General features: G+C 34.6%; 24 protein-coding genes, 2 pseudogenes and 1 riboswitch. Of the genes and pseudogenes, 19 read left to right on the top strand and 7 right to left on the bottom strand.

What is annotated here, in order from left to right:
• Nucleotide 1: 1 nt before the first annotated feature.
• Nucleotides 2-655, bottom strand: coding sequence for a riboflavin synthase (gene ribE, locus ACTQ5K_RS17730; RefSeq protein ID WP_031536506.1), 654 nt, complete (start codon nucleotides 653-655; stop codon nucleotides 2-4).
• Nucleotides 656-1,074: 419 nt separating this feature from the next.
• Nucleotides 1,075-1,273: riboswitch (FMN riboswitch) on the bottom strand.
• A 180-nt stretch (nucleotides 1,274-1,453) separates the two neighbouring features.
• Here ribE and ACTQ5K_RS17725 point away from each other — a divergent pair.
• From ACTQ5K_RS17725 to ACTQ5K_RS17665, 13 genes are all read left to right on the top strand, one after another.
• Entirely contained in the window at nucleotides 1,454-2,218 is a 765-nt protein-coding gene (locus tag ACTQ5K_RS17725; RefSeq protein ID WP_441994155.1) for an MBL fold metallo-hydrolase, read from the top strand.
• A 163-nt stretch (nucleotides 2,219-2,381) separates the two neighbouring features.
• A complete protein-coding gene (locus tag ACTQ5K_RS17720; protein WP_441994154.1) occupies nucleotides 2,382-2,822 on the top strand; it encodes a cell wall hydrolase in 441 nt (146 codons plus the stop codon).
• Nucleotides 2,823-3,030: 208 nt separating this feature from the next.
• Nucleotides 3,031-3,432, top strand: coding sequence for a collagen-like protein (locus ACTQ5K_RS17715; RefSeq protein WP_441994153.1), 402 nt, complete (start codon nucleotides 3,031-3,033; stop codon nucleotides 3,430-3,432).
• Between the two features lie 236 nt (nucleotides 3,433-3,668).
• Nucleotides 3,669-4,523 carry a protein-glutamine gamma-glutamyltransferase gene (locus tag ACTQ5K_RS17710; RefSeq protein ID WP_441994152.1) on the top strand — a complete coding sequence of 285 codons (855 nt, stop codon included), beginning with the start codon at nucleotides 3,669-3,671 and terminating at the stop codon, nucleotides 4,521-4,523.
• 131 nt (nucleotides 4,524-4,654) lie between these two features.
• Complete coding sequence (locus ACTQ5K_RS17705) at nucleotides 4,655-4,867, top strand: YjcZ family sporulation protein (protein WP_031539391.1); 213 nt, start codon at nucleotides 4,655-4,657, stop codon at nucleotides 4,865-4,867.
• A 323-nt stretch (nucleotides 4,868-5,190) separates the two neighbouring features.
• The gene (locus tag ACTQ5K_RS17700; RefSeq protein ID WP_441994151.1) at nucleotides 5,191-6,192 is read left to right on the top strand and encodes a MerR family transcriptional regulator; all 1,002 of its coding nucleotides are present in this window, start codon (nucleotides 5,191-5,193) and stop codon (nucleotides 6,190-6,192) included.
• A 233-nt stretch (nucleotides 6,193-6,425) separates the two neighbouring features.
• Nucleotides 6,426-7,181, top strand: coding sequence for an exodeoxyribonuclease III (locus ACTQ5K_RS17695; RefSeq protein ID WP_031539388.1), 756 nt, complete (start codon nucleotides 6,426-6,428; stop codon nucleotides 7,179-7,181).
• Between the two features lie 180 nt (nucleotides 7,182-7,361).
• Nucleotides 7,362-8,336, top strand: a complete 975-nt coding sequence (locus ACTQ5K_RS17690) for a ring-cleaving dioxygenase (RefSeq protein WP_235252417.1) — start codon at nucleotides 7,362-7,364, stop codon at nucleotides 8,334-8,336.
• Nucleotides 8,337-8,409: 73 nt separating this feature from the next.
• Nucleotides 8,410-9,210 carry a Cof-type HAD-IIB family hydrolase gene (locus tag ACTQ5K_RS17685; RefSeq protein WP_031539386.1) on the top strand — a complete coding sequence of 267 codons (801 nt, stop codon included), beginning with the start codon at nucleotides 8,410-8,412 and terminating at the stop codon, nucleotides 9,208-9,210.
• Between the two features lie 98 nt (nucleotides 9,211-9,308).
• A complete protein-coding gene (locus tag ACTQ5K_RS17680; protein ID WP_031539385.1) occupies nucleotides 9,309-10,367 on the top strand; it encodes an undecaprenyldiphospho-muramoylpentapeptide beta-N-acetylglucosaminyltransferase in 1,059 nt (352 codons plus the stop codon).
• Nucleotides 10,368-10,515: 148 nt separating this feature from the next.
• A complete protein-coding gene (locus tag ACTQ5K_RS17675) occupies nucleotides 10,516-11,850 on the top strand; it encodes a DEAD/DEAH box helicase (protein ID WP_031539384.1) in 1,335 nt (444 codons plus the stop codon).
• Between the two features lie 47 nt (nucleotides 11,851-11,897).
• Nucleotides 11,898-12,485 (top strand): hypothetical protein, encoded by a 588-nt coding sequence (locus tag ACTQ5K_RS17670; RefSeq protein WP_031539383.1) that lies wholly within the window; start codon nucleotides 11,898-11,900, stop codon nucleotides 12,483-12,485.
• Between the two features lie 49 nt (nucleotides 12,486-12,534).
• Nucleotides 12,535-13,569 (top strand): STAS domain-containing protein, encoded by a 1,035-nt coding sequence (locus ACTQ5K_RS17665; protein WP_251628277.1) that lies wholly within the window; start codon nucleotides 12,535-12,537, stop codon nucleotides 13,567-13,569.
• A gap of 307 nt (nucleotides 13,570-13,876) precedes the next feature.
• On the opposite strand, the gene ACTQ5K_RS17660 is transcribed toward ACTQ5K_RS17665, so the two are convergent.
• From ACTQ5K_RS17660 to ACTQ5K_RS17645, 4 genes and pseudogenes are all read right to left on the bottom strand, one after another.
• Nucleotides 13,877-14,518, bottom strand: a complete 642-nt coding sequence (locus ACTQ5K_RS17660; RefSeq protein WP_031539382.1) for an ABC-2 transporter permease — start codon at nucleotides 14,516-14,518, stop codon at nucleotides 13,877-13,879.
• A complete protein-coding gene (locus tag ACTQ5K_RS17655) occupies nucleotides 14,499-15,380 on the bottom strand; it encodes an ABC transporter ATP-binding protein (RefSeq protein ID WP_031539381.1) in 882 nt (293 codons plus the stop codon). The genes ACTQ5K_RS17660 and ACTQ5K_RS17655 overlap by 20 nt, the downstream gene beginning before the upstream one ends.
• Nucleotides 15,377-15,733 carry a GntR family transcriptional regulator gene (locus ACTQ5K_RS17650; protein WP_031539380.1) on the bottom strand — a complete coding sequence of 119 codons (357 nt, stop codon included), beginning with the start codon at nucleotides 15,731-15,733 and terminating at the stop codon, nucleotides 15,377-15,379. The genes ACTQ5K_RS17655 and ACTQ5K_RS17650 overlap by 4 nt, the downstream gene beginning before the upstream one ends.
• A pseudogene (locus tag ACTQ5K_RS17645) lies at nucleotides 15,703-16,065 on the bottom strand (transposase); the annotation flags it as partial. The pseudogene ACTQ5K_RS17645 and the gene ACTQ5K_RS17650, both read right to left, overlap by 31 nt.
• Nucleotides 16,066-16,813: 748 nt before the next feature.
• Here ACTQ5K_RS17645 and ACTQ5K_RS17640 point away from each other — a divergent pair.
• The 6 genes and pseudogenes from ACTQ5K_RS17640 to ACTQ5K_RS17615 form a co-directional block, all read left to right on the top strand.
• Complete coding sequence (locus ACTQ5K_RS17640) at nucleotides 16,814-17,623, top strand: Fpg/Nei family DNA glycosylase (protein WP_235252420.1); 810 nt, start codon at nucleotides 16,814-16,816, stop codon at nucleotides 17,621-17,623.
• A gap of 117 nt (nucleotides 17,624-17,740) precedes the next feature.
• Nucleotides 17,741-19,231: a D-alanyl-D-alanine carboxypeptidase/D-alanyl-D-alanine endopeptidase gene (gene dacB, locus ACTQ5K_RS17635; RefSeq protein WP_031539377.1), complete on the top strand. Its 1,491-nt coding sequence runs from the start codon at nucleotides 17,741-17,743 to the stop codon at nucleotides 19,229-19,231.
• A 326-nt stretch (nucleotides 19,232-19,557) separates the two neighbouring features.
• On the top strand, nucleotides 19,558-19,743 hold the full coding sequence (locus tag ACTQ5K_RS17630; protein ID WP_235252422.1) for a hypothetical protein: 186 nt from the start codon (nucleotides 19,558-19,560) through the stop codon (nucleotides 19,741-19,743).
• Nucleotides 19,744-19,765: 22 nt separating this feature from the next.
• A complete protein-coding gene (locus ACTQ5K_RS17625) occupies nucleotides 19,766-19,903 on the top strand; it encodes a TraX family protein (protein WP_311297637.1) in 138 nt (45 codons plus the stop codon).
• A gap of 359 nt (nucleotides 19,904-20,262) precedes the next feature.
• Nucleotides 20,263-20,526: a hypothetical protein gene (locus ACTQ5K_RS17620; protein WP_441994150.1), complete on the top strand. Its 264-nt coding sequence runs from the start codon at nucleotides 20,263-20,265 to the stop codon at nucleotides 20,524-20,526.
• A gap of 425 nt (nucleotides 20,527-20,951) precedes the next feature.
• Nucleotides 20,952-21,143, top strand: a pseudogene (locus tag ACTQ5K_RS17615) (diguanylate cyclase domain-containing protein); the annotation flags it as partial.
• Nucleotides 21,144-21,198: 55 nt separating this feature from the next.
• Here the strand turns inward: ACTQ5K_RS17615 and ACTQ5K_RS17610 are convergent.
• Both ACTQ5K_RS17610 and ACTQ5K_RS17605 read right to left on the bottom strand, forming a co-directional pair.
• The gene (locus ACTQ5K_RS17610; protein ID WP_031539934.1) at nucleotides 21,199-22,143 is read right to left on the bottom strand and encodes a nucleoside hydrolase; all 945 of its coding nucleotides are present in this window, start codon (nucleotides 22,141-22,143) and stop codon (nucleotides 21,199-21,201) included.
• Between the two features lie 283 nt (nucleotides 22,144-22,426).
• Entirely contained in the window at nucleotides 22,427-23,053 is a 627-nt protein-coding gene (locus tag ACTQ5K_RS17605; RefSeq protein WP_031539932.1) for a ribonuclease H1 domain-containing protein, read from the bottom strand.
• Nucleotides 23,054-23,102 lie beyond the last annotated feature (49 nt).

The raw sequence follows: 23,102 nt of genomic DNA, 5'->3' as shown, positions 1-23,102 counted from the left end.
ATTAAAAACCATTTTCTCTTAAAAAGGAAGCAGTTAGGTTTGATTCTTTTTTTACGACTGGATCTTTGTCTCTATTCATAAAGGAATAAAAATATTTGGCCAAAAGATCAAATTCAATATTAACAAGCTCACCTTTTCGTCTATTCCCAATCATACTGACTTTAGAAGTATGGGGGATGAGCGATACGAAAATAGAAGTAGGAGTCGTTTTAAAAATGGTTAAACTCGTTCCGTCAACGGTGATAGACCCTTTATCCATGGTTAGATGCACTTGATTCTCTGGAATTTGAATTTCTACCAATGTGCTATTTTCCACTTTTTGTGTGGAGATAATCGTACCTGTACAATCAACATGTCCAGACACAAAGTGCCCACCAAACCTTCCATCAGCAGCCATCGCTCGTTCTAAATTAACGCCTGTGCCACTACTTAGAAGTCTAAGAGTTGTATCATTATAAGTGTTTGGCATAACATCGACTGTGAATAAATTATAGTCAAAGGAAGTAACCGTTAAGCATACACCGTTAACGGCAATACTATCACCGATTTTCATATCCTCCATAATTTGTTCTGCTTGAATCACTATGGAAATCGTATGCCCTGTCTTTTTACTATGCTTCACAACACCTAATTCTTCGACTAGTCCAGTAAACAAGGGGAATTTCCTCCTTTCTACAACGTGTATTTTAAAGCTCTTAAATAGCTAATGGGGGTCAACCATTTTTAATGGATAGAACTAAATTCTAAAAGTCCCTGAAAAAAACATCATAAAACCCCGTATAAAAACTTATACGGGGCCAAGTACATACTTAAATAAACGTATTGTATGAGAGAAAAGCTGTCTTTTATCGATTGTTGTTTGTAACTAACACTGTCAATGGACATCATTCAAAATCCTTTTTGAAAAAAGGAAGAACGATTCTTAGCTTTCGTATAGTTAGCACATATTACGTCAACTAAAACACACCACTATACAGCATCACCAAATACAACAAAACAAATCCATAGAAAAACAGGAAAAAGAATTGTGAAAAATCTTTTCATTCTATAATTCATACCATATTGTTTACTGTTATTTGCCTTCTCCCATCCAGACTTTACTGTCGGCTTTGGTTTCTCACCAAATCCACCGTTTTATAAATTAGCTATATCATTCGAATAAAAAGTATTGCAATTAGCCAATAATCAATCTCATAAAACGGGTCACGGGCTTAGAGTTTTACGAACACTCATCACCGCCGGTTGGGAATTTCACCCGACCCCGAAGGCGATTACACGTATTGTGTAATCATAACTATTTAATTAACTGTATCGTACACCTTTTCCTATCAATTATCAATAATTTTATTTTAAGTACTCTTTTTACACTACAGGTTAAGGAATAACTCTACTATAAAAGAGGTGTTTCTTTTATTGATTTGGTCACACTAAAAGTAAAAAGTGGAGGCATGAAATGAAAATTGCAGAAAATGTATTTGGTTATCGAACAGCAATTGCTAATATAGCCTATATTGCAGGATTAGGACCGAAGAAAGAGGATTGGGTCCTTATCGATACAGGAATACCCTATTCAGCGTCGTTTATCCTAAAAAACACAAAACAACTTTTCAACGAGAAGAAACCACTAGCAATCATTTTAACCCATGCTCATTTTGATCATATTGGCGCATTACAGACCCTTGTTAATAAGTGGAATGTTCCAGTATATATTCATGAAAAAGAAATTCCCTATTTAGAAAGCAAGAAGAAATATCCGAAACCAACACCATTAAAGGAAAAAGGAATAATGTCATTTCTTTCTCCATTTTACCCAAGAGATGGGATTGATTTTCACTCCAAAATAAAACCAATATCAAGGGAAGATTCCTTGCCTTTTTTAACAGACTGGAAATGGATTCATACGCCAGGACATACAGAAGGTCATATATCCTTATTTCGAGAAAAAGATCGATTGCTTCTTGCAGGGGATGCGCTTATTACAGTAAAACAGGAATCGCTTTTTGCAGTCTTAACCCAGAAAAAAGAGATCCATGGTCCACCAGCGTACTTTACACCAGACGTAGAAACTAGCTTCACGTCTATAGAAAAGCTGCATGCACTTGAGCCACAAATTTTATATACTGGCCATGGAGGACCAATGTATGGAGAAGATATTAGGAAAGGAATTAGTCAACTTCTTTATCAGCATACTTACGAAAATGTATTAAAAGGAGAGTAGAAATGAAGTTTCATTCCTTCTACTTGAACATTTACAATAGAGAAAGGGATAAACAAACACTTATTCTTTTTTTATTTAAGAGCGGAAAAACTAAGCCTCAAAATTTCTTTCACAAGGTCATATATCTCATTTTTTTATCGTACAATAATTTGGAGGTGGAAAAATGGCAAGAATAGCTTATCGAGATTCCGATCTTGACTTAATGGCAAGAATGATGAGAGCTGAAGCTGAAGGCGAAGGAAACCAAGGAATGCTATATGTTGGAAATGTAATCGTAAATCGTGTTATAGGAAATTGTTTAGATTTTAAAGATGTAAGAACCGTTCAACAAGTCATTTTTCAAGTACAGGGGGGAAATTACTCTTTTGAAGCAGTACAAAAAGGAAATGTATTTTATCAAAGAGCAAGAGAATCGGAAAGAAGATTAGCACTTCAAAATGTAAAATACTGGAGAGAACATCCAGCAAGATTTGCTTTATGGTACTTTAATCCTAGCGGAGCTTGTCCTCCAACATGGTATGACCAACCTTTTACCGGGCAATTTAAACAACACTGTTTTTATGAACCAAAGGCAGGAACATGTGAAAGTGTATATATAGGATGAGAACTTATGAATAAGCTAAAAACATGCATGGCTTAATTTTGCATCTTTTTAGCTTTTTTTATTGGAATATATGACTAAACACATATTGGTAGTTGCAAAAAATTTTCTGTAGATTGGGCGGTCCTTAATACAGCGAATAAGCTTCACAAAATACAGGAAAACATACAATACTTTAGAGATTTATTAAATATAAGGTGGTTATGTTTGAATGTCTAATCATGAAGTTTATCCTGCTATAAACGCTAATCAACAATTAGAGAGACAATTTCTGAATTTCCTTATTCCATCTCCTCCAGGACCTGGATTTGGAGGAGCTCCAGCTTTTCCTGGTATTCCAGGACCTGGATTTCAGCCTTCCCAAGCTCCAACGGCTCCTCCTCCACCATTTACTCCTAAACAAGCCGTTGCTTCACCGTTTGCTATTGATCCAGGTGCAATTAGCTTATGTATGTTTCGTAATACCTTTATTTGGCTAAGTAATGGTCAAGGATTTTGGGTTTATCCTATTATAATAGGTCCTAGATCTGTCGCTGGCTTCAGATGGAATGGAAGATTTTGGGTTATATTTGGTATTGACACAAGAAGAATTGTTTCGTTTACATGTTTCTAAATAACATTTTTTAGGTGATGCTTGAAAGAAGTATCACCTTATTTTTATTTAGGATTTATTTTTCATTAAATAAAATAGAATGAATATAGCAAAAATTAATGGAAGAATTTACTTCATTTAAATCTAAAACTGCAATTTGCCACTCAATATGCAATTACCATTACATTTTTAAGAGGTAAAGAGAATACCTTAGATTTATACCCACCAGAAGAAAAAAAGTGTGAATGGAGGAGCAAATGATACAAATAGCAGGAACAACCTTTCAACCTCAAGATAATTGGCCATTGGAGCACATGGAAAAAGCTATCTTGCAGTATATGCATGATGATCATAACATCTTTTCTTATCCTTCTTTAGAGGAGTTGCAGTTCGAAATTAGAATGCGCAAAAATATCATTAATGGAGCAAAAGAAATGAATGAAACTGAGGCTCAGTTTACAATTTTCGAGCAAGCACGGTGCAATCCTGATTATTGGCAATTAACGATAGCTGGTGGGTTTTTGCTGAGATCAGATGTGCAACCATCTGATGCCATTATGGATATTTATAAGAACAGTTCGCTATATGCGTTTGAATGCGCAACTGCTTCTGTCATAGTTTATTACTATGCTACATTACAGACTATCGGTAAAAATTTATTCAATGCTTATTTTCAAAATCTTTATCTTTACAGTTGGCATGTGGATACTGACCTCGGTCTAGTTACGTTTCATTCAAGTAGTTTTTTACCTGGTGACATTGTTTACTTTGAAAATCCAGACTTTGATTTAACAACACCTTGGTTTAGAGGATTAAATGCTATTATGCTTGAAGATGGGAGATTTTTCGGGCATGGCTTTTCCATAAAGACGAATCAAGAAATCACTCAGGTACTTAATAAAAGGAGGATACCGGGAAGTAATCGTTCTGCTGTCCTGACAAGTTTGGTGACAAGACCATCATTTACCAAATTATCAAGATTAGCAAAAGGGCAAACGAGAAGTATTGCTTTCAAACCCCAACTACCCGTTGTGCATCATAATTACAGTTCCATATCCACTCAAAGATATCAGAAATATCTACTACATTTGGGATATCTGTTCAAAGGCTGATTCAGTTTTTCAATTCCGTAAATATCATGTTCATGAATGGGTACATACCCATTTTTTTATAGACGGGCTCCATTTTCATTTTTGAGAGTATCATGTAGTGATAACCTAACTATAAGAAAGGATGAATGAAAATGTATGCTAACGTAAATGCATCTCCAACTCAAGGTGCGAATGTTCCACCTCAGCCTAACACGTCGCCTGCTTTTTTTATGAATGCTCCATCTTTCCCTACCTACACAGCACCTGCTTACAGTTATTGTGGGCCAACATATCAAAAGAATGACTTTGTTTTAGTTGTCGTGTTGTTTATTTTATTAATCATTGTGGGAGCTTGTATTTGTTAATAATGTCTCCGTGTTATATTCACAATTTAAGCAGTTTTATCCCTAATAAATTCACATAAACAATATTAAATTTTTTTGAAACGAACTAGATAGACGATGCTAACAATCGCTAACATCGTCTTTATTTATGTAAATAAACAGGAAATTGACTATAAAAAAAGTTGACACTAAAGAATGAATAAATGTCATTTTAACGATTATACGTTTGGATATAAACGAGTATGCGCCTTCCTTAACAACGGAGGGCTTTTTTCTGTCTACAAGTAACTTCTTTTTAATGTCATCCGAACATGATATATTTAAGTCGTTATTGGAGTGTTCTTGTGAATGAATTACTACAAGGAATTTTGGGAAAATCTTTGAATAGTAGGGAAACAAGGAACATTTCAAAAATATTTATTGACTATCCCCTTGGGTGTCAGATTAAGCTTATTTTGAGAGGTGATAGTATGTTAATTAATGAAGCAAGTAAATTATCAAATTTGACTAAAAAAGCTATTGAATATTATATAGAACAAAAATTGATATGTCCTAAAATATTGGATAATGGTTACCGTGATTTTAATGAAAATGATCTAAATTGTTTAAGGAAAATTTATGTTTTACGAAAACTGGGGCTTAGCACATTAGAAATTAAGTTAGTCCTTGCCGATAAAACAAATAACACATTACAAAAGATATCCGTACAGAAAGAAATAGCTATACAGAGGGATCAAGAGAAAAAATCTCTTCTGGAACAACTAAGCTTTGATAAAGATTATTCTGATATAAGCAAGGAACTAAGAACATTAGAACAGCATGCAACTGTAACAGAAAAGATATTGGAGGCATTTCCGGACTACTATGGTCGATTTATTTGCATGCATTTTGCACGTTTTTTGAACGAGCCTATCACAACTTCTGTGCAGCAGTCGGCGTATGAAGAAATAATATCGTTTTTAGATAATGTGCCTACATTACCATTAACAAAGGACTTAAAATTGTTCTTATTAGAAAGTACAAAAGATGTAAAAACAGATAATATTCATGAATTGTTGGAAATAACAAAACAATCTTTTGAAAATCCTACTATATTTTTAACAGAAAACAAGGAAGCAATTGAGCGATACTTGGAGTACAAAAAATCCGAGCAATACAAGAATTCTCCCATTTATAAAATTCATCATATATTTAAGGAGTTTAATAAAGCTAGTGGTTATTATGAAGTATTTATTCCCGCAATGAAAAAATTAAGTAATTCTTACGCAGCATATTGTAAACAGATGGAATTAGCTAACGAAACATTATTGTTACACTATCCAGAATACAATCAATTAAATAACTAAGCGCTAATCTCCCTTTATGGTTAGAAGTTTGAATTGTTATGAAGAAAATAGAGTAGTTCCACTATTAGGTATTGGGTAGGGAAAGATGCATAGGACATTCCTACTTATTTAAATTATTTAGAGATAAGCTCGTAAATTTAACAGCCTTTTCTTCCAAGATATAATCCTTTAACGAACACCCATTTCATGATACTCTTATTAATTAGAAGATTGATATAGTTAGGAGTATTTTTATGAAATTAGTAACTTGGAATGTTAATGGAATTAGAGCCTGTGTTAAAAAAGGCTTTTTGGATTTTTTTCAGCAAATAGATGCAGATATCTTTTGTCTTCAAGAAACAAAGCTGCAAGAAGGACAAATAAAATTAGAATTAGAAGGCTACCATCAATTTTGGAATTATGCTGAAAGAAAGGGCTATTCAGGAACAGCTGTTTTTACTAAAGAAAAGCCTCTTTCTGTCCAATATGGCATTGGAGAAGACTTTGAAGAATTAGAGGGGAGAGCTATTACTTTAGAGTTCGAAAACTTTTTCCTATTGAATGTATATACACCAAATTCAAAGCGAGATTTAAGCAGATTATCCTATCGAGTAGAATGGGAAAAACAACTAAAGCAATATATTACATCACTAGAAGCAATGAAGCCGGTGATTTATTGTGGCGATTTAAATGTAGCTCACCAAGAAATCGACTTAAAAAACCCGAAGCCTAATATTGGGAATTCCGGCTTTACAACAGAGGAAAGAGGGGAAATGACTAGCTTACTACAATTAGGTTTTGTAGATAGTTTTAGATATTTATACCCTGAACGAACAGATGTGTACACATGGTGGAGCTATATGGCAAAGGTAAGAGAAAAAAATATTGGGTGGAGAATTGACTATTTTATCGTCTCCAATCAATTAATAGACAATATCACTGATGTAAATATCCATTGTGATGTATTGGGAAGCGATCATTGTCCCGTGCAACTTGATATACAAATATAATATAATGAAAGGGCATCATTTTCGCTAACATTCTAAAGAAGAAAAAAATTCTTAGAATGAAAAGCAGATGCCTTTTTTCGCTTTGAGTAAATTTCCTATATCGAAAACTATTTCTTGGTTACAAATGCTTAAGTATTGGATTTATATATCATCTATACATATTTTGAAGGAGGGACTTCTATGAATTTAAAAGGAATTCATCATGTTTCTGCTATGACAGCGAAAGCGAAAGAAAATTATGCCTTTTACACAAAGGTACTAGGATTACGTTTAATAAAGAAAACAGTCAATCAAGATAATCCTTCTGTCTATCATCTATTTTATGGAGACGAACAAGGAAATCCTGGAACAGAGCTCACGTTTTTTGAAATTCCCCATATGGCTCCTAACAGAGAAGGGGTAAGCAGCATTTCAGCAACCTCTTTGCGAGTGCCAAGTGATAAAGCGTTAGATTACTGGGTAAAACGTCTGGATGATTTTGGTGTCAACCATGGAGATATAACAGAAAGAGCTGGACGGCTGACATTGGAATTTAGAGACTTTGAGACACAACGATTTTTCCTTGTGTCAGATGAGCATGATCCCTTCGTTAAAGCAGGCAGTCCATGGGATAAAAGCTCAGTTCCAACTGAATTTGCAATCACAGGTCTTGGGCCAGTTCAATTAACGGTACGTCGTTCAGAGGCTACTGTTCGTGTATTAACCGATTTACTTGGCTTTCGCTTAAAAGATACCTATCCATCCACTTTCGAAAATCAGCCATCTATACAAGTATATGAGACAGGTGAGGGAGGTTCTGACGCGGAAATCCATCTAGAGGAACGAACCGATTTAAAAGTACAGCGACTAGGAAGAGGGGGCGTACATCATGTAGCCTTTCGTGCTGATAATGAGGATGAACTACACACTTGGATTGAAAAAATAAATGAAGCACGGTTCCAAAATTCAGGCTTCGTTGATCGATACTATTTTAAATCCCTTTATTTTAGAGAACCGAACGGAATCTTATTTGAGATTGCTACAGATGGACCTGGATTCGCTACAGATGAAGCTCTAGAACATTTGGGAGAATCACTTGCACTCCCACCATTTTTAGAGACTAAACGTGCAGACATAGAAGCTATATTAGAACCTTTAGATACAAGCAGTAAATAATCACAAAGAAAGGGAAAATATATGCTAAAATAAAGAAAGTATCATTGTTGGAATTGCTAGGGGGAAAAGAAAAATGAAATGTGTATCCATTGATTTAGATGGTACTTTATTAGATGACCATCATCAAATTTCAGAAGCAAATCGAAACGTTATCCAAAAATTAAAGGAGCATCATATTGATGTGATTTTAAATACAGGACGCCAATACGCAGATGTTATTAAAGTAGATGGCGTTAAAGAATTAGAGCTTCCGATTTTTTGCCTAAATGGCAGTATGATGTATGATGAAACAGGAAACCTGCTCTATGAAACACAAATTTCGCTTGAGTTATATCAAACCTTGCTCAAAGCATTACAAAGCCTAGAGGTTGGGGTGCTTGTCTATACGAATCAAGGTGGATTTCCAGGGACTTTGCCAATGCTTCGAGGGAAAGCTTGGGATGAGATTCAAGCACTTTTCGATCAACAAGATTATGAAGCGATTCTTCAATTAAAAGATGTTAAAATCTATAAATTAATCGCAGTTGTTGATGAAACACAATTGGATAAAATTGATAAAGTGAAAGAGGCTTTAAAAAAACATGATACAATTTCTTTCTCATCTTCTTTTCCAAATAACTGTGAAATCACGTCAAGTGAAGCACAAAAGGGAAAAGCGATTAGACGATATGAAAACTTGCGAAATCTTTCCTTTGATGAAGTTTATTCCTTTGGGGATGGCGGTAATGACGTAACCCAATTTGAAGTATCTACAAGATCTTTTGCGATGGAAAATGCTCCAGAAGAGATAAAAAAAAGAGCAAGCGATATTACAAAGAGCAACAACGAGAGTGGCGTAGCATATGCAATTGAAGAGATTCTGAAATTAGTGTAATCGTCATATACTAGATTAATGAAAAGCCAGATTCCTTATGGTAACATCTGGCTTTTTCGCTGCGAAAATGGATAAAAAGAATAGGAGTCTGATACATTTTGAAAAAAATTGTGTTTACTGGTGGGGGATCAGCTGGACATGTTACCCCTAATATTGCCATCATTAATGAGTTAAATAAACAAGATTGGGATATTTCCTATATCGGCAGCAAAGCAGGAATCGAAAAAGATTTAATTGAAAAGATTGATATTCCTTATCACTCGATTTCAAGTGGGAAGCTTCGAAGATATCTATCAAAAGAAAATGTCAAAGACATTTTTAAAGTATTAAAAGGCTGTTATGATGCAAGAAAAGTACTGAAAAAAATCAAACCAAATGTCGTATTTTCAAAGGGTGGATTTGTTTCCGTACCTGTTGTCATTGCAGCCCGTCAATTAAAGATACCTGTCATTCTTCATGAAAGTGATTTAACACCAGGATTAGCCAATAAATTATCTGTGCGATTTGCATCGAAAATCTTCACCTCTTTTGAAGAAACATTGCAATATCTTCCTACAGAAAAAAGTAAAGCGATAGGTTCTCCGATTCGAAAAGAAATACTCTCTGGTTCACAAGCGAAAGGGAAGCTATTTCTAGGCTTTACTAGTCAAAAACCGATTCTTACCGTTATGGGCGGGAGCCTCGGTGCAAAAAAAATAAATGAAGTCGTTCGTAATAATTTAGATACTCTATTGCAAACCTATCAAATCGTCCATCTATGTGGCAAAGGCAATCTTTCAGAAGAGCATGAAGGGATAAAAGGTTATAAGCAATTTGAGTATGTGTATGAGGAATTAGCTGATATCTTAGCAGCGACGGAGGTAGTCATTACAAGAGGCGGATCGAATTCTATCTTTGAATTTCTAGCATTACGGATACCCATGGTCATTATTCCGTTAACGAAACAGCAAAGTAGAGGCGATCAAATATTAAATGGAAAAGTCTTTACGGAAAATGGTTACTCCTATATGATAGAAGAAGAGTCGTTAACGAAAGACCATTTCCTTCATACCCTTAAAGAAATTCAACGCAACAGGGCGTTAATGATTGAAAAAATGCAACAGAACAAAAGCAAAAATGCGTTAGAGGAAATTATAAAAGAATTAAATCGTTATTAATATAAGCATATGTCAGGCTACAAGTAGAGTTTGCATGTTCAAATCTACCTGTAGCCTTTATTTATGGTCGCTTGATAATTTCTTCAGAAAAAGCCAAAATATATAAATGGGAATCGCTATATTAGCGCAAGGAAAGTAGGTAGAAACAATGCAATCATTTACAGATCTCGGATTGTCTTCATCAACCATCGAAAAACTTAAAAAACAAGGAATAAAACAGCCAACCCCCATTCAAGCAAAGGTCATTCCACCACTCCTAAAAGGAGGAGATTTAATTGCCCAAGCACAAACGGGGACAGGCAAAACATTTGCTTTTGTATTGCCGATATTAGAAAAATTGGATACTGATGCAAAACACATTCAAACACTAATCTTAACACCCACAAGAGAGCTAGCCATTCAAATAACCGATGAAATCATGAAAATGAAACAAGAGGCAATAAAGGTGCTAGCTGTATACGGCGGGCAGGATGTGGACAAGCAATTGAAAGTCTTACAAAAAGATGTATCAATAGTAGTCGCTACACCAGGCAGATTAATTGATCATATCAAACGCGGTACGGTTGATTTAAGTAAAATCTCTTATTTTGTATTAGATGAAGCAGATCAAATGCTTCACATTGGATTTTTAGATGAGATTAGCTATATCATGAGACATATACCTAAGTCGAGACAAACGATGTTATTTTCTGCAACTATTTCAAAGGAAGTAGAAAAGCTTGCGAAAAAATATACGAAAAATGCCGAATATTTTACAGTAGAAGCAAAACAAGGGCCTGCAAAGACGGTTAAGCAAGTAAGCATACATACAACTGATCGTGCAAAACAAGGAACGTTAATGACCTTAGTTAAGGAAGCGAATCCCTATATGGCCGTAATTTTTTGCAGAACAAAGCGTCGTGTGACCAAATTATATGAAGTATTGCTCGCAAATAAATTTAGCTGTGGCCAATTACATGGAGATTTGTCGCAAACAAAAAGAGAGCAAGTTATGAAAGCTTTTCGAGATGGAAAATTCCAATTATTAATTGCTACAGATGTTGCGGCAAGAGGATTGGATATTGATGGTATTACACATGTTTATAATTATGATATTCCACAGGATGCGGAGAGCTATGTGCATCGAATCGGCAGAACGGGTAGAGCAGGAACAGAAGGGTATGCAGTTACCTTTTATTCCTCTGATGATAGAGACCTATTAGACACTATTGAGGAACAATTGGCTATTAAAATAGAAAAAATACAACAGCCTAAAAAGACAGACAAAAATAAAAAAGAGCTGGAAACGAAACCTCAAGTAAAAAAGGACAAAAAGCAAGGTTCTCCTAAAAATAATAGAGAGACATCTCGTCCATCTAGATCTGATAGACAAAGTAATGATAACAAACGAAAACGTTTTTCAGAGAGCAATAAGAACTCAAGTACATTCCAATCACCTGCTAAAAAACGGACAAAACCAAAGAAGCGAGCAGGAAAAAGATAAATTTGTTAGCCAAAATAGGAATATAACATCGAAAGGAGCTCATTCCATTGTTAAAAGCGGAAATGAAAAATCATCTAGAAAAAGCACAAAAAGAAGGAAAAGTTGTTCTTTTTGAAGAAGAATTGAATTATGTTAGAAAAGAAGAACTACTTACAGAGGACAATATAGTTGTAGGAACCACCGCAGAGCGTTTTTCAGATCTATATATGGAGCTTGCGAATAAAGAAACGGACGAAGTCGTACAAGAAAATATCGATGCCATTTTCTTAAAGGAAGAAGTTCAATACTTTGAAAAAAATATAGATGTATATCTCTATGTGGAAACAAAGGCATTCGAGGTTATTGGAGTTGATTCTCTGTCATTAGAAGTAGATTCCGTCTTTAAAACTTATGAAGTATTATGTGGGTTAAAAGCTCCAAAAAAGAAGGAAAAAGAAATCCGTTCATTTATGGAAGAGCATTTAAGCGGAGATGAGACTAATTACCAACTAATGTTTAATGGAAATGACGGCATATGGGATGTTAATTTCTCTTTAGAAAAAGTCAACAGTTTTCACAAAAACATGGAAATTGGCGAAGCATTAAAACTAGCATATGCATTTTTATTTGCATTACAAGGAAGTTTAACTGCTTAAGGTGTAGAAAAAATAGAAATATAATCGTTTTTATAAGTGAGGGAGAGAAATGTCAGAAGAAGCGAATCAAATAGTTCAGATTAATTCTAGTGAATTTTCATGGAATAAGAAGGATGGTGTTTTCCATTTTGATGGAGCGCCAGCACTCTTGTTTTGGGATAATGCATTTAAAATTTTTTTAAGTACGATTATGGAAATCTCCGGACCGGATGCTTCCAATGCTGTCTTTGAAACGACGGGATTCCGCATGGGTCTCCTAGTAAATGACTATTATCAAAATCGTTTTACAATCGAGGAAGTTATCAAGAAATACAGTGAAATTTATTCCAGTGCCGGCTGGGGAAATGTTACAATTACCTCCTTTAATAAAGAAGCGAAAACTGTTAAAGTGCAGTTGAAAAACACATGGGAACATCGGATATTTCAATCTCTGAATCCTAACCAATCTGCTGTTTTATTACCTAGTCATTGGGCAGGTGTTTTCAGTGGTCTATTTCAAGAGAATATGTGGTATGAGTTAACAAAAACACAATCAAGTGGAGCGGATTATGATGAAATGAATATATTCGTATCATCTAATACACCACACCATAATGTCCATGAAATAGCGAGAGGAAAAGAAGCAAATTACATAAATGAATTAGAAGAAATGGTAGAGAAGCGCACGAAAGAATTGTCTACTTTAATTAGACATCTTTCGACACCAGTAATGCCTGTTATGCAAGGAATAATAGCAATTCCCCTAATTGGTAAATTTAATGATGAGCGTTTTGAAGATTTACTGCAAAAAGGATTAAAAGAATTCTCCGAGCGCCGTGCAAGCTTCCTGTTGCTTGATTTAACTGGAATTAGTGAATTTGATTCCTTTATCATTTTTCGACTTCAGGGCTTAGTGAAAGCAATCGAATTAATCGGAGGAGAATGTGTTCTCGTTGGTATTAATCCTTCATTAAGCATGCAAATAATTAATTCTGGTGTGGATATAAAACATATTCAAACATTTGCGACATTGGAGCAAGGCATCCAATATGCGATAGAAGCACTTGGTTATCGAATTGAGAAACAAGTGATGCATAAAGAGTAATCTATGGGTACCTTCAGTTAAATACGGGTTTACAACGCTAAGCCTGTTTTTAACAACGTTAAGAATACTTTAGTGCTCTTAAAGAATCTAAGGATACTATTTTCTCCAAATTAAAGTGGTATCCACCTCGTAAATTAATATGTTCCCACCTAACGGTAACAATTTCTCAAGTTTACTATTTTCTATGATTTCTATAAAACTTATAACCAAAATATATAAAGGGAAATAATACAAGAAGTATTACTATTGGTGTTGGTAAAATGGGCATACTCTCTTTCCTCCTTTTTTGATAATATTTCTTTAACAGTTATAATAAATCTTTTTTTGAATAAATCTTTATGGATACAATCAAAGAGATACAAAGAATAGCAATAACAGCCACAATCAGTATCAAACATTTAGCTAACATAGACATTGCAGATAGTTCAATAAAATCGAGTCTGATATCTACGTTTGATAGTGCCGGCAAGATAAATGGTGTTGCTACAATAACAATTGAGAAGAAATACTTTGTTCTTTCATAACCTAATTTATACTGTATGGGTGTATATACGCCAAATAATATTGTCGAAATCAGCAGAGCAGTAAGTGTGCTTAACAGGGTAAGATATTCAACTTTAGGCACGAACAGTGCTAATACGGTATATGCTACATAGCAGTAGGTAAAAATCAAAAGAAGAAAAGCATATCTTGCCTTTATGAGCATGCTGCGAGAATATGGCGTACCACAAAGTAACGCGGTAGCTTTAGGGTATTTCATTTCTGCAATCGATACATACTGATAGAGCATAAATTCTGTAAAAATCACTGAAATTAGAAAGGTGTTAAAACCTAAAAATTCAGGATTGCGAGCCATAATAAATAGTGGGAAAGCAATTACTACAAGCAACATAAATAGTAAGTATTTCTTGACAAGGAGAATATCCTTTTTAACGAGATGTAATAACATTATTTTTTGTCTCCTTTTCTATGTATCCAAGCATAATATCTTCAATTGTAGCTCTTTCAATCAGAATGTCGTGCATGTTTGTTTGAACCTTCGACAATTGATTGGTTATACCCGAAAAACCAAATTCTGTTTCTTGAATATTCAAGAACAAGTTTCTGGTTTCATCAGTCAAATCCTTTATATCGCCTTTTACCAAACGGTGAGTGTCAATCAGAATATCCTTTTCTTCTTCAAATAAAATCCTACCATTGTTGATGAGAATTAACATATCTGCAACTTTATCTAAATCAGAAGTGATATGCGTCGAAAAGAAAACCCCTTTACCTCCTTGTTTCATATAATCTTTCAAGATTTCCATAAGCTGACTTCGGATTAAGGGGTCTAATCCACTTGTAGGTTCATCCATTATCAGTAAGTCCGCCTGATGGGAAAGTGCTAAAGTCAATGAATATTTCATACGCATCCCCTTTGATAAGGTGGCAATCTTTTGGCGTGGGTTTAAGGAAAAGCGTTCCATAAAGGTTTTGTAATCTTGTTCACTCCATCTTGAATATGCAGGGGATATAATGCTTGTCATTTCTGCCATTGACAATTCATCATAAAAGCCTCCATCATCCAAAACAATCCCAATACGATCCTTTAATTCCTGTTCATATTTGTTCATATCCTTTCCAAAGAATTTAATAGTACCTGATGCTCTTGTTACAAGTCCAAGTATTGTCCGTATTGTAGTTGTTTTCCCTGCTCCATTGATACCAATAAACCCTGTAATGCAATCCTCCTCTAAAGTAAAACTAACATCAGAAAGAGAAAAATCTCCATAAGATTTATTTAGCCCTGTTACTTCTAAAATGCTACTCACTGTCCATCCTCCTCATATAGAATATTCATCATTTCATTTAACTCTTCTTTAGTAATTCTCAATGTCTTTGCGGTTTGAATTAACTCAAGCATTACTTGCTCAACAAGATGACGTTTAGAGTCTCGAATCAGCTCAAGATTGCCGGTAGAGACAAAAGTACCAATTCCCACTTGACTTGTAATAAACCTTTCTTCTTCTAATTCATCGTAAACGCGACGAATAGTAAGAACACTTACCTTCAAGTCATGGGCAAAATTTCGAATAGATGGGAGAGGATCACCCTCACCAATCTCTCCTTTGAAAATAGCATCTTTTATTTGGTCTTTGATTTGCTGGTGAATAACGCTCTTAATTTTTTGTTTCTAGGGATAATTTCATCAGTTGTTTTCTGTTTACGACAATAACGAATACAGCCATATATAAGGAGGGCTGCAACCTACTTGATCCACGTTTTGTAATACGAACCATAGTAGATTAAAATTTACCGGATTCAAACACCTCAGGATCCACTCCAGCTAATGGGACAAATTTTTGATTGGTTAAACCAATCTATCTCTCCAATTTCTGAAATAATCGTTTCAGCGATTTTTCACCGATACCAGGGATAGATTAGATTGATAATCTTATATTCTTCAATACAAAGAGCAACTATCTCTGCCTCCAACTCTGATAGATGCTCTTTATATTATAGAAGCATATAAAAATAAAGGGTGAAGATGCTGATGGCAGCCAATCATTAAATGGACCTATTGAAAGTAGAGGAGAATGGGTAACGATTGAAGTTATGAAAGTGCGTCTTAATTCTTGTGGATCGAGTGGATTATGAAGTAGCCGATCAGGATTTAAGTTACAGTATGGTCAGCATGTCAAGTATTCCCCATTGTAAAGTAGTGATTAAAAATGTTAAGCGAAGGACATAATTTTATTTCTACTCCACCCAATTATAGTGAGGATTTTAGGAAATTGAATAATTAAGACCAGGCTTTAACGGAGCAACGAAAAAAATCTGTAACCACCAAGTAGAAATGAACACTTTCTTACCAAAAATGCTGAATAAGACTGAACACTATTTTCCAGTAATGACGAGCACTTTATTTAGAAAGGAAGGCAGGATAGCCTAATTTGGCTGAGACAGATATCTTGGTGCATCTGGCTTCATGGCTCATCAACTTATCCGCAGAGGCTGCATGTAAAGTAACAATGTACAAGTTCTAATTTCCAGCAAAGTGTTAACTTCAATGCAACAAAAAGTGTTCAAAGTTAACTGACGATTACAAAAGCCCAATTTCTCAAATATAAATGTTGAGAAATTGGGCTTTAATATGAGAATTCCCTTAACGTTGTAAATCTGCAATTCTTGACTATGGCTTTTTTTATAATAGTTTCCATTCATCTGGAAAAAATAAAGAGGAAGCGATAAAGGAGAGGATACTATGCCTGAATTACCAGAAATGGAAAACTACAAAATCCTATTAAGTGAATTGATTGTCAACCGCCCGATTACTGCTATTGCCATAAATCGTGAAAAATCAATAAATATTCCGATTCCTGCCTTCTTAAATCAAATGCAAAATGCATCCATCATTCGAATCGAAAGACGTGCAAAACATTTACTTTTTCATTTATCCAATCAAAAAATCTTGTTGCTTCATTTAATGCTTGGTGGATGGATGTTTTACGGAAAAGAAGAAGAGAAGCCCAAACGAACGATTCAAATCCAATTTTCATTTGGAGAAAAACATCTATATTTTATCGGATTACGCTTAGGGTATCTTCATTTGCTTACCCTAGAAGAATGTAAAGAAAAACTGAAAGAGCTTGGACCTGAGCCATTTAATTCTACATTTACGGAGGAGCTCTTTATAAGAACTATAAACACGAAGAGAGGAAATTTAAAGCTTAAATTAGTTGATCAACATTTTATTGCTGGGATTGGCAATTGTTATTCAGATGAAATTTGTTATGAGGCACAGCTTTTGCCAACAAGAAAACTAGAAGACTTAAAGGAGCCTGAAATGAAAAATCTTTTTCGCTCCATAAAGAACACACTGACACTAGCAACCAATATAGGGGGATATATGGAACATCCACTCTATTTAGGTGATACTAAAACAGGGAGCTACAATGATATTTGCAAAGTATATGATAGAGAAGGAGAAGCATGTCCACGCTGCCAGAATAAAATAAAGAAAATTAAAATCTCTTCTAAAAAAAGTTTTTATTGTCCAGGATGTCAGTTTTAACTATTTTTCCGCATATATTAGGAGTAATTTTCAAAAAACTGGACAGACTATTCCTTTAGTCCACTTAACACCCAACTTATCCATGGTGGAAAGCATCATATAATAAGGAGTGAGAAAATGGCTTTTTTGAAAAAGGGAATATTACAAATTTTGATATTCTCCATTTTCCTATCTGGCAGCACACCAAATGCTTTTTCTCCAATGGCTTTAGCAGCAGAAACACATAAAAAAGCAACGATATCCACTGCACTTGAATCTCTCTTACAATCAGAACCTGATCTGAAAGGAAGTCTTGCAGGAATTAGCATACGCGATCAAGAATCTGGCAACATCCTTTATGAACATATGAGTGATTTACGATTAACACCAGCCTCCAATATGAAGTTATTGACATCCGCCGTTGCCTTAAAAGTATTGGGGGAGGACTATCAATTTATTACGGAAATCTATGGAGATGGTAGAGTGGTAAATGGGCATTTGAAAGGAAATTTGTACATAAAGGGGAATGGAGATACGAGTCTACTAGCAACTGATTTAGAAAAAATGGCAAAAGAACTGAAGCAAAAAGGAATCCGTTACATTGATGGTAACATCATTGGTGATGATTCTTGGTATGATGACACGCCATATTCCGTTGATTTAGCATGGAGTGATGCATCAACCTATTATGGAGCGCCGATTTCTGCTTTAACCTTATCACCAAATAAAGAATATGACGCTGGGACCGTATTACTGGAAATAAAGCCTGGAAAAAATATTGGCGAGCCTGTCGTAATCAACAGTATTCCTAGAACATCGGAAATAAAAATAAAAAATATGGTGAAAACAGGGGATAAAGAGTCTGAGACTAGCTTGAAAGTGGAGAGAAAACATAATAGTAAAGTGGTCACTGTTACTGGGAGACTACCTATTACTACTTCTCTAAAAAAAGAGTGGGTTTCAGTAGATAATCCTACGAAGTATACATTAGACGTATTCCAGCAAGCATTAAAGAAAGAAGGAATACAATGGAATGGGGCAGTCCAAAAAGGAAAAACTCCACAAATAGCCTCCCTTATTACCACGCATGCTTCGATTCCTCTCTCTGAATTACTCATTCCTTTTATGAAATTGAGTAATAATACGATTGCAGAAACATTAATCAAAGAAATGGGGGTTGTTAAGAAAGGAGAAGGAAATTTTGAAAAAGGATTAGCGGTTTTAAAAGAGGAATTAATTGCTTTTCAACTGGACCCAAACAAGATGCTTATTCGCGATGGATCTGGTATATCTCCTATAGACTATATTTCGGCTAATGATTTGAGTCTATTTTTATACGAAGTTCAAGCAGAACCTTGGTTTGCAACATTCAGTCAAGCATTACCTGTTTCAGGTATGGAGGAACGATTGGTAGGAGGTACGCTTAGAAATAGATTAAACGGAGAAAACACCAAAGGGAAGGTTATAGCAAAAACAGGAACCCTCACCTCTGTCAGCACAATATCTGGATATATGGAAAGTACAAACGGAAAAAAATACATCTTTTCCATCTTACTAAATCATCTCGTGGATGAAGAAAAAGGAAAAGAAATAGAAGATCGTATTATTGAGACATTGGCAGAATATTGATTTGTCACTCTAGACGATATTTTTGATTCTTTTTGTAAAAAGGATTAGAAATATCGTCTTTTTCCTATTTGACTTTAAGAGGAAAGTCTATCTCTAAGTATTTCATTTCTCCCTTCCAATTATTTAGATAAGTGCCATATTTATACTATAGTTTGAAGAATATCACACAGGGATATGAGTATTAATTGACATTTTATTCAGAATATTAATAATGATAATTGACATATTTTACCTCATATTATACTCTATCTGTATATTATATTATCATTCAAAATATAGGAATAACTATTAATCTTATAAAGCCTGATTAGGAATATAGAATTGAAGTGAAAAACCACCATAGTAGTACATTAAAGGTGCAATTAGTAAGGTACAACAAATGGGGCAATGTAAATTCTTGGACTGTGAAATCAGGTAATACATTAGTTGCTTTTTTATACCCTGTAGTAGCAAACGATAAATACTTTTTAGAATTTGACGCACCAAGTAGCTTTAGTGGATTTGTACAATAGCATTATAAAAGGATGTTTACGGATGTCTACGACTATATTGAAAATCATAGCCTTAATAGCTATGATAATAGATCATTATGGAGAATTTTTTCCGAACACTCCTGAATACTTAAGGTGGATAGGGAGAATATCTATACCAATATTTATTGTGTCTTTATAGGAATCCAGCACACCTCGAATAAAAAGTTGTTTTTCTTCCGTCTATATATGGCAGGAGTAATAATGGCTTGTATAAATTTAATGATAATTTTGAAATAGAATCGAAATGTTCTCTAGAGCATCTTTCATTTCTTATATTAATGAGGTGATTACGTGGACCATGTTGAGTACAAAGCATATTTGAAGCAGCAATATTCCCATGAGATTCGACCGTAACAATCAGTTAATGACGTTATCTCCGCATTTCAAAAAAAATTAGATATTGTCGAAACAGAATTATCAGAATCCGAAGCTATTTTCTTAAAAATGACAATGCTTAACTATATTAATGTACACAAAAACGACCCTATAAAATCTAACTTGGATAACTTAAATTTCATTTCGTATGAAGTAGTAAGAAATGAAAAAAGTGATCATTACTACAATCATATGGGGATTACATCTGATAATGAAAGAATACTTGTCATTATTGAATCCCAGTTAAATGCAATAACCTCCAATTGCGAAGAACTAAAAGTTGATATGATTATTGAACGTGGAATCGACACACCTCATGTTAATCAAGAAACATCTGAGTTTTTTGCATATCTAATGCTTTTTGATTCTCATAATGAGAATCATTGACTCCGACAGGAGACAAAAAGATATGATTTTACAGAAAAGTGAAAGAGTTACAGGAAAATTAATTCTCGATTTTAAGAGTCTATTCTATGGACTCTTTTTTTGGGGGATCTCCAAGAGCAAAATTAAAAATGAAGAATTTTAGGTTATATAATTGTTCTAGAAAAGGGCGTGATTGTGGAGAAATACATAGAATGATCAAACTTTTTTATAAAACCGAAACTTAAATCTGTTGGATAAGAATCAATTTTGATCAATCTTTTTTCAAAATTGATTCTTTTATTTATCGTAAAACGCTGGCTTGGGAGGTATTTTTGATTAAACTTTATTTTAAAGCAACAACAAGGAGTTAAAGTACTCAACTAATTATAAATAAAGACTCTTCTCAAGCAGTCAAAGTAGCAAATGAATGAAAGAGCAAACTCGCTGCAAAGCAAATAGAGCATAACTTCTCGAAAGTTGGTCCATACCTTACTGCAAGTATTGGAATTGCAACAATCATTCCCAAAGAAGAACTTTCTCCTTCCTTATTAGTTTTAAAAGCGGATGAAGGACTATATGAATCAAAAGAAAAAGGAAGAAACACCTATACAGCCATTGAGGTAGATATGGTTATATAGAAAAGACCAATTTCCCTCCTATTAACATAATGGAAGGGAAATTGGTCCTTTTTCATTAATCGTTTTTCGCAAGCTTTGCTAAACCTGTAATGTATTCGAAAAACGCATCCCGATTTGCATCATATACAACAGAAACAGGACGACCTTCTTCACTTAGTAAGGTTCTACCTTGGGAAGGAGCTTCTGTTAAAGCAATGGATTTCACTTCTTTCATTTTAACCAATTCTTTTTTTCCAATCGTTGCAGTGGTTAAAACATCCCATAAATAATAGGTAGAGTTTGTCTCCACATGCACAAGAGGGGGACAAGCAGCATAACATTGCCCAATGAAATCGACGCCTGAAAATCTTCTTAATGATGCCCAATTATTTCGTACGGAAAGAGTTAGTGGCACTTGATTTGTACTTTCTAATGCCACCATTTCAATCGTTAAATCGCTAGCCCATACTGTTGATACTGCCCACGGATCCCAGAAAGCATTCCATTCCGCAGTTCCATCATGCTCCGGCTCTTGCACATTGCCGACCTCTAAGAATGTTCCCCCCATCCAAACTAATTTTTCAATTTTTTCTTGAATATCTGGGGCAATTTCTAATGCTCTTGCCAAATCTGTTAACGGGCCAGTAAATAAAAGCGTCGTTTTATCCGGATTTTCTCTGACAGCTTTAATTAAATGTTCATGTGCAGGAAGAGCGCTTTCAGGTGCAGTTACTACGCCACTTTCATTTAAAATCGGCAGTGCATCTACATAAAAAGTATGCATTCTCCATTCTTTTGGAAAAGGATTCACTCCACGAGAATTGGATCTAGCAACTTCAATTGCTCCATTACCAAATCGATCAATAATCTTTCTACTTGCACTAATACCAGGCTCTAAATAGCCATCTGCCGGAATGACGGAGACACCAATTAATTCCACTTCATCCATTTGTAGTAGAAGGAAAAGGGAAACTAAATCATCAATTCCTGCATCATGGTTAAAATAAACTTTCTTTGACAAAGACATTCACTCCTATGTATTACAATCATTTATAAAGCTTATTCTATTATACTATCAGATTCATGCGAATAATTAGTAAAAAAATACTAAATATTTGTTTCTAGTCTCTTCTAAATTAACTTAGCTTAACTTATTTATATAGACAATTAAATTAATTGGAAAAATTTTACCCACAAAAAGAAAAAGAGCTTAGCATAATCTCCAAGTTCTTTTTCTTTATATACCTAGATGCGTATAGTTTCTATTATCGATTAATAGATTTGTTATTTACATAATCGTGAAGTTATTTTCGTCCAAAATCAGCCTTAATCTCTCCATATTTATTCGTATCCCATTTTAAAATCTTATTGGAATAGTTGTTTTCCTTCAACCACTTTTCTGCACGTTCGATTAATTGCCATAATTCTTCTGTTCGCTTGTCTCGCACTAAGGTAGTGTTTGCTTTTTTATTTCGAACCCAAGAAAGAGCGGTCATACTGTCGCTGTAGATGGTCGTATTTTTTTCTTGTTTTTGCAAAAGACTTAGCGCATGTACGATTCCTAAAAACTCACCAATATTATTTGTTCCAAATACTGGCCCATAGTGGAAGAGAACTTCTCCCGTTTTCGTATGGACTCCACGATATTCCATCAACCCAGGATTACCGCTACAAGCTGCATCTACAGATATGCTATTTTCATCAATTGCTTCTAAGGAAGTGTTAGCCTGTTTTTTAGAGGAAGAGCCTTTCGCCGCTTTTTGACCAAAACTCCCTCCTTGATTAAAGGCTTTTTCTGCTTCCTCAAGTGATTGGTAAGATTTAAAAGCTGCTCCTTTAAATCCTTTTGTCTGTTTTTCGCATTCAGCCCACGTACGATAAATCCCAGGTTTTCTTCCATTCCATACAACATAATATTTTTTCCCTGCCATTCATTATAACCAACCTTTCACGTCCTATTAAGTAATCATATCATATAAT

Origin of the sequence: Niallia sp. Sow4_A1 (genome assembly GCF_052116745.1) — a bacterium.
Lineage (GTDB): Bacteria > Bacillota > Bacilli > Bacillales > Cytobacillaceae > Niallia > Niallia hominis.
Note: the sequence above shows the minus strand (reverse complement) of the source record. Positions and strands in the feature narration are given on the sequence as shown.